Source organism: uncultured Campylobacter sp., assembly GCF_937949835.1.
Taxonomy (GTDB): Bacteria; Campylobacterota; Campylobacteria; order Campylobacterales; family Campylobacteraceae; genus Campylobacter_B.
Genome location: NZ_CALEDC010000489.1, coordinates 1 through 6797 on the forward strand (window position 1 = coordinate 1; position 6797 = coordinate 6797).

8 protein-coding genes are annotated in these 6797 nt (G+C 42.9%); 6 read left to right on the plus strand and 2 right to left on the minus strand.

The annotated features are described in order from the left end of the window. Window positions 1-152: 152 nt before the first annotated feature. The 6 genes from Q0256_RS10820 to Q0256_RS10845 all read left to right on the plus strand — a co-directional run bounded on the left by Q0256_RS10820 (window position 153) and on the right by Q0256_RS10845 (window position 3068). Window positions 153-632, plus strand: a complete 480-nt coding sequence (locus tag Q0256_RS10820; protein WP_297962981.1) for a hypothetical protein — start codon at window positions 153-155, stop codon at window positions 630-632. 31 nt (window positions 633-663) lie between these two features. Further along, entirely contained in the window at window positions 664-1140 is a 477-nt protein-coding gene (locus Q0256_RS10825; protein ID WP_297962984.1) for a hypothetical protein, read from the plus strand. Window positions 1141-1388: 248 nt separating this feature from the next. Continuing rightward, window positions 1389-1814 carry a hypothetical protein gene (locus Q0256_RS10830; RefSeq protein WP_297962987.1) on the plus strand — a complete coding sequence of 142 codons (426 nt, stop codon included), beginning with the start codon at window positions 1389-1391 and terminating at the stop codon, window positions 1812-1814. Window positions 1815-1833: 19 nt separating this feature from the next. Beyond that, window positions 1834-2055, plus strand: a complete 222-nt coding sequence (locus tag Q0256_RS10835) for a hypothetical protein (RefSeq protein WP_297962989.1) — start codon at window positions 1834-1836, stop codon at window positions 2053-2055. 98 nt (window positions 2056-2153) lie between these two features. Then, entirely contained in the window at window positions 2154-2576 is a 423-nt protein-coding gene (locus Q0256_RS10840; RefSeq protein WP_297962992.1) for a hypothetical protein, read from the plus strand. A 57-nt stretch (window positions 2577-2633) separates the two neighbouring features. Continuing rightward, window positions 2634-3068, plus strand: coding sequence for a DUF3137 domain-containing protein (locus Q0256_RS10845; protein ID WP_297962995.1), 435 nt, complete (start codon window positions 2634-2636; stop codon window positions 3066-3068). Between the two features lie 203 nt (window positions 3069-3271). Here the strand turns inward: Q0256_RS10845 and Q0256_RS10850 are convergent, their stop codons facing one another. Then, a complete protein-coding gene (locus tag Q0256_RS10850; RefSeq protein WP_297962999.1) occupies window positions 3272-5644 on the minus strand; it encodes a ribonucleoside-diphosphate reductase subunit alpha in 2373 nt (790 codons plus the stop codon). Window positions 5645-6027: 383 nt separating this feature from the next. Further along, window positions 6028-6797 (minus strand): hypothetical protein (locus tag Q0256_RS10855; RefSeq protein WP_297963002.1); only part of this gene is annotated, 770 nt, incomplete at its 5' end.

The following is a 6797-nucleotide window of genomic DNA, read 5'->3' on the forward strand; positions in this document are numbered from 1 at the left end:
AAAAGAGATTTTAAATTTTACCGATAAGCAACTGGAAAATTTTATAAAAATAAAGCGAAAGAGATTTAAATTTAAATGGAAAAAGTAGATAAGGATTTTAAAGCGAGCTTGTATGGTATCACGCAGCAAAAGGGCTTTGAAAGGCGACGACAATGATAAAAAGCATTATAGACCCAACTAATTTCGATATAGAATTTAGAAAAATAAGTAGAAATAAAAGAGGTGTAGCCAGATCGAGAATAGATTTTGAAAATATCGATGTCGAGGCTAAAATAAGGCTAGTTATGTTTTTAATTTCAAAAGCAAGCCACTTAGATAGCGTAGTTTATAAAATTCTTTTTTGGGAAAGAGATGAGAAAATAGAGGAGTATCTTCTTAAAAATATGAATAAAGGGCAATACACAAAAGCTAAGCCCTATAAAAACGGCGCCAGAGCGGGCGTTATCTTTATAAAAGAAAAGGCGCTTGAGCCAAATTTTTTGAGATCCATACTGCTGCGCCATTTTAATCTTGAGCTGGCAAAAGAGCCCTCTTTGAACATTAGAGTTCAGTTAGCCGTAAACAATAAAGAGAAATTTTCGATTTTATTTGATATATACGATGACCGAGGCTGCTATGTGTATTACTTTTAAAATTTTATAATGAAAATATTTGAGGAAAGATATGGCAATTTGGCAATGTGAGTTTTTTATTCTACCTAAAAGCGATACATACGATCTGCAATACGATCCGCAATATGGCAATATAAAGCTCTTTGAAGACGATAAATATTGGAAAAAAGCAAAGATCAAAAAAGAGATATTTTCTGAAATTTCGCACCTATTAAAGCCCGAAAAATCTTGGTCTAACGAAATGGATCTATACGGAAGCGAAAACGGCAACCGCCTAGAGGTATTTTTTGATGCTAATAATATAATAGAGTCCGTTACGTTTCGTATCGATTTTAGATCCGAGTACGAAGCCGTATTAAGAGGCATAATATCATTGTGTGAGAAAAGCGGTTTTTACATTATAGACGGCAATTTAAATAATTTAAAATTATCCTTTAATGCTATAAAAGAGGTAATCAACAAATCCAAAAACAAAGAATTTTTTACAGAACTTGTTAGAAATAGTATAATAGGCTATAAAGACGGGTAGCCCATCATAGAAGCCGTAGATAATTTCAAATTTAAGGATGATTAAAAATGATTGTAAAATGTATAAAAGAAGACGAGCATGAGTATCTGGAATTAAACAGAACCTATTTTGTTCATGGTATCCAATATGAAGAGGGACAGGTTTATTATTGCATATTACCATTTTTAGATGATATAGATTACTATCGATTTAATAGCGAATATTTTCAAGTAATAGATGAAACGATACCTACGAATTGGAAATTTGGGATGTACGGGGAATATTTTAGATGCTTTACCGCGTCTTACGAAGAGGCCGCAACCGATGAAGATCATTATGGTAAGCTTTTTGATGGAGACCCAATAGAAGAGGAAATTTTTAGGAAGAGAAGAGCCGAGATGATCGATGACGTATATAATACCCATATCATCAAAGATTTTAACCGTTTCATATATGATCTAAGCTCCAATCTATCGGTGCAAATGAATATTGCAAATAAAGTGCTGGATATAGAGATATCGGACGCAAACACTGAGGCCAAACATCGCAAAATGAATATTTTAAAGGATGACGGATATAGCTGGTATTTGATAGAATCAGACGCGAGCACCTTTAAAGCCAATGCTACAAATGATTATTTAAGACACGTATTAAAATATCTTAAATTGTGGCTAGGCAGAAAGAATTTTAGATAACCGGGCGGAAAGGTTTAATATGGCGAGCGCGACCGATAAAGAAATTTTTATAAAAATTTTGAATGAAGATATTAATGTATGGTGCCTGGTAAAGGCTGTTCAAATCGCGCAATATATTTTTAAAATTACCGATACGACGAAATTTGAATCCGAACTGGATGAAATTTTAGAATTCAAATATGGCGATATTGTAAAATGTAGAGAAAAAGACGGCGATTTCTATGCTTTTGAGCTATTATAAAAAACCCGCCTTATAAATAGCAACGCGCTTATCGTATGGCTTGATTTAATCCCATTTTTCGCTATAATGAGCGTCAAATTTCACTCACGGGGATAGCGATGAGCCTTGTTTCTTACGAATTAAAAAAGCAAAAACTAGATGGAGCGCGCAACGTGGCGCTTTGGAAGATGCGTGGCGGCGTGGCGGCAGTAGTACTGGCGCTGTTTATTGCTATGCGCAAGGATTTTGGAGATTTCTCATTCCTGTTTTTATTAGTGCTGCTAGCTCTTGCTTATCCTGCTTACAAATACCTAGCCGTGCGCATTTCGCGTAAATTTGAAGCGCTCAGCGAAGAGGCTTTTAAAAACGAATTTCTGCTTTGGATTGCAAAGGAGCTGCGTCTTACCTTTCAGCCTTTCGGCGCGTTTTTACTTGATGAAATTTACAAAAATCCGCTCCGCAAAGAGGCAAATCTATGCACTTGCAAGCACGCTATAGTGGGCAAGACGCCCGAATTTGGCATAAAAATCGGCGACATCTGACTAAGCCGCGATTTCGATAAAAACAGAGAAAATCGGGTATTTGAGCTGGATAAAATTTTGCATCTTAAGAAGAAGGACGATACTGCGATCTTTGACGGACTTTTTGCAAAATTTGATTTTAGCGAGACTTTCGATAGTAAAATTTTAGTCGTGCCGCGCGGAGAGTTCATCTTCGGCGCGTCGGATCTGAAGCTGCTTAAAGACAGCCCGCACCTAAGCGCGTCGTTTGATGTTTATCTCAACAATCCCGCCGCCGCCGCCTTTTTGCAGAACAAAAAAATTTTAGAAAATATGCAAACGATCACTGTAAATTTATTCGGCAAAACCGAGCTTTACCTGGGCGAAAACAGCCTAGTAATAGGCGTTGAAAATAGCGAAATTTTCAAATCCGCGCCGAGCTCGCAAAGCGCGAAGCTGCTCGAAAGCCTAAATAAAATGATCGAGATCGCTAAAATTTTTGCTTATCTTAAAAAGCTCGGGCAGGTGGAATAATCTACGCTTTAAATTTGAGCGAGCGCTATTGGGCAATTTTATTTTTGCAAATCCGATCATAATCGCTCATAATTTAAGTAATTCACACCTCGAGAGGGGCGAATTACTTAGTGAATAATTTTGCCTTTCCATTAGTATTAAACGCTTAAATTTTTACAAAATTCTATGGCGGCGCTTAAAAAATTCTAAAATCTCTCGAAATTTTACTGACACCCCTCACACTCGATCGAGCGATCCGCGACGTTGTTTAGCTTCTCGCTATCGGGGCTTTCGGAGCGCAGGTAGTAGGTCGATTTTAGCCCCAGCTGCCACGCAAGCGTGTAAATTTCGCTTAGATAGCCGCCGCTTGCCTTATCCAGGCTCATAAAAATATTTAGGCTCTGACCTTGATCGATCCATTTTTGGCGGATGGCGCCCGCTTTTACGAGTAGGCGCTGATCGAGCTCGTACGCAGGCACGTACGCCTGCCACGTTTTCGGGCTTAAATTCGGTACGACGACCGGGATCATGCCGCTTAGGTTGTGCTCGAACCATTTGCGCTTATACACCGGCTCGATCGTCTGCGTGGTGCCTACGAGTATGCTGATACTCGATGTCGGTGCAATCGCCATCAGATAGCCGTTTCGCATGCCGTCGCGCTTTACTTTCTCGCGCAGTCCGTCCCAGTCGCAGCTGCTCTGCTCAAAAAGCCCGCCGCGCTTAACGAGCGCTTTGGCGTTTTCGTTCGCTAAATCGATCGGGAAAATTCCTTCGCTCCACTTCGAGCCCGCAAAATCAGGGTATCTGCCCTTTTCTACGGCTAAATTTGAGCTTGCCTTGATCGCGTTAAAGCTCACGTTTTCCATTATCCTATCGATCAGTTCGAAGTGCTCGTAGCTGCCCCACTTCACGCCGCGCTCGGCCAGCATCTGCGCTTCGCCCATTACGCCGAGCCCTATCGCGCGCGTTTTTAGATTGGTGTGTTTGACCTTGGCGTGCGGGTAAAAATTTAGATCGATGACGTTATCGAGCATCCGCACGGCGATCGGCATCACGCGAGCTATCTCCTCGCGGCTGTTGATTTTGCTTAAATTTACGCTTGCGAGGTTGCAAACCGCCGTCGCGCCCTCGCTGCAGCCCTTTTCTACGATAAAAATTTCTTTGCCGCCCAGCGTGTCCAGCGCGGTGATCTTTTTCGCCTTTTTTACGATGCCCGCGTCGGTTCTTACATCTTCGTTTTCCTCAAACAGCCTCTCGCTGCCGTCGGCAAAGACGACCTTGATTTTGTAGTGGTTCGGCGCCGTGTTTTGAAAGATCTCGGTGCATAAATTTGAGCTCCTGATTAAGCCTTGATGCGCGTTTGGATTGATGCGGTTGGCGTTATCTTTGAAGCACAAAAACGGCATACCCGTCTCAAAATAGCTCGTTAAAATTTTCTTCCAAAGCTCCTTTGCCAGGATGGTGGATTTTGAAATTTTATCGTCGGCCTCGTACTGCTCGTAGCGCACCTCAAATTCCGCGCCATATAGATCGCTCAGATCGCTTACTTCTGCAGGATCGAAGAGCGTCCATTTGCCGCCGCTTTGAAGTCTTTTCATAAACAGATCGTTTATCCACAGCGCGGGGAAAATTTCATGCGCGCGGCGCCTCTCCTCGCCCGAGTTTTTGCGCAGATCGAGGAAGTCGCTCACGTCCATATGCCACGGCTCGATATACACGGCGATAGCGCCCTTGCGCGTGCCCAGCTGATCGACGGCGACGGCGATGTCGTTTGTGATCTTTAAAAACGGGATGATGCCGCCCGCGGCGTTTTTATGCCCGTCGATGCTGCCGCCCATCGCGCGCACCTTGCACCAGTCCCAGCCGATACCGCCGCCGAATTTGCTCAGAAGCGCCATCTCTTTGTAGCTATCAAAAATTCCTTCGATATTATCGGGCGTGGAGCCCACGTAGCAGCTGCTTAGCTGATGTCGCGTCGTGCGGGCGTTTGAGAGCGTAGGGGTCGCGAGCATGACTTCAAATTTAGATATGAGATCGTAAAATTTCTTCGCCCAGCTCTGGCAATCAAGCTCGTTTTGCGCGAGGAACATTGCGATCGCCATAAACATCTGCTGCGGAAGCTCGATCGGCGCGCCGCTTTTATCCTTGATGAGGTAGCGATCGTAAAGCGTCTTGATGCCTAGGTAGTTAAACTGCAAATCGCGCTGCGGCTGCAAATAAGAATTTAGATCCTCTAGATCATATTTTTCCTTTAAGCCGAGCATTATGCGGCCCGCCGCCTCGCCGCGAGCGAAGTAATCTTTTAGACTGTTGTAGCCGCTAAAGCCCGTTACTTTGTGATATAGATCGTATAAAAATAACCGCGCGGCGACGAAGGTCCAGTTCGGGCGATCCACGTCGATCTTTTCGACTGCGGTTTTGATGAGGGTTTGTTGGATCTCCTCCGTGGTGATCATATCGCGAAACTGGATCTTTGCGTCCACCTCAAGCTCGCTAAGGCTTACGTTTTCCAGCCCCTCTACCGCCTCGCTCGTGTATTTTTTGATCTTGCTTACGTCAAGTTCCTCGGTTCTGCCGTTGCGTTTGATTACTTTCATATCGTTCCTTGAAATTTAAAAATGCAAATTTAGCGTTAGTTTCCCAATATAAAATACGTCGTCAAAAGAGGCATCTTGAATAAATGCCGCTCATAATCCGCCGTCTTTTAAATTTACGCTAGCTGCGCTGCAAAAGCGCGCATTATAGCCAAAATTGCTTAAGCCTATCTGTCATTGCAAATATGAGATTTTGGCTTACAGATTTTAAAATTTAACGAAGCGGGCGGAAAAGATGCGGTAAAATTCGAGCGAAATTTTATGGCGCCACCGCGAAATTCTGCAGGTAAAAATTTCGCAAAGCTTTGCGAAATTTTGCGCCGAAAAAGCAGGAAAACAAAAATCTTTGCGGGCAGGCTTAAAATCCGCCCGCAAAGCTTAAGAATTTAGTTGTGCGGTAGCGGGATAGGCTTTCCGTTTAAGATCATAGAGTTGCTTGCCTTATCGAAGCTAAACTCCATCTTAACTCCATCTCCGTCTGGCTTAAGAAACTGCGAGCCGTAAACTTCCGCCATCGGCGCAAAATCGCGCAGGCTGTCATAAGGCGATAGGAAGTCCGTGATGGTCGTATTTATCGTAGCTTTGCCGTCCAAGCTCATACGCTTAAAAAGCTGCGTCTCGTCGATGTAGCCGCCTACTAGCGCGCTTGCGTTAAAAGCAAATTTTTTGCCGAGGCTATTTTCAAACGAAAAATCATTCACGTTGATTTTCATATCATCTTTTAGCAGCTTCATAAAAAGCTCTTTATTTTCCGCTAATTTTTCGCCTTCTTGCGGATTTGAGATAACAGACAGATATTTTTCGAAAAGTGCGGCGCTAAAGCTGGTATCGACGCCTAAATGGATGTTTCGCACTAGCACATCGGCGATCTTTAGGCTTTGGGCTTTATCGCTTTCGTTGAAATTTAAAATTCCATCTTTTACGCGGTAGCTACCTTCTGTGCTCATATCCGTAACTACGACGAAGCGCTGCTTATCTACAGTTACGACGAGCTCTTTTGTGCTGCCTGCAAAATCTATGTCATTCAAAAAGAGCTTGGTTATATTGTCGTCTAGATCTTGGATGCCGTTTTTAAAGTTTGCCTCATAGATAAGATCCTTTATATCAAGACCCGAATCCTTGCCGTCGTCTATAAAAATTTCACCGATTTTAAAGC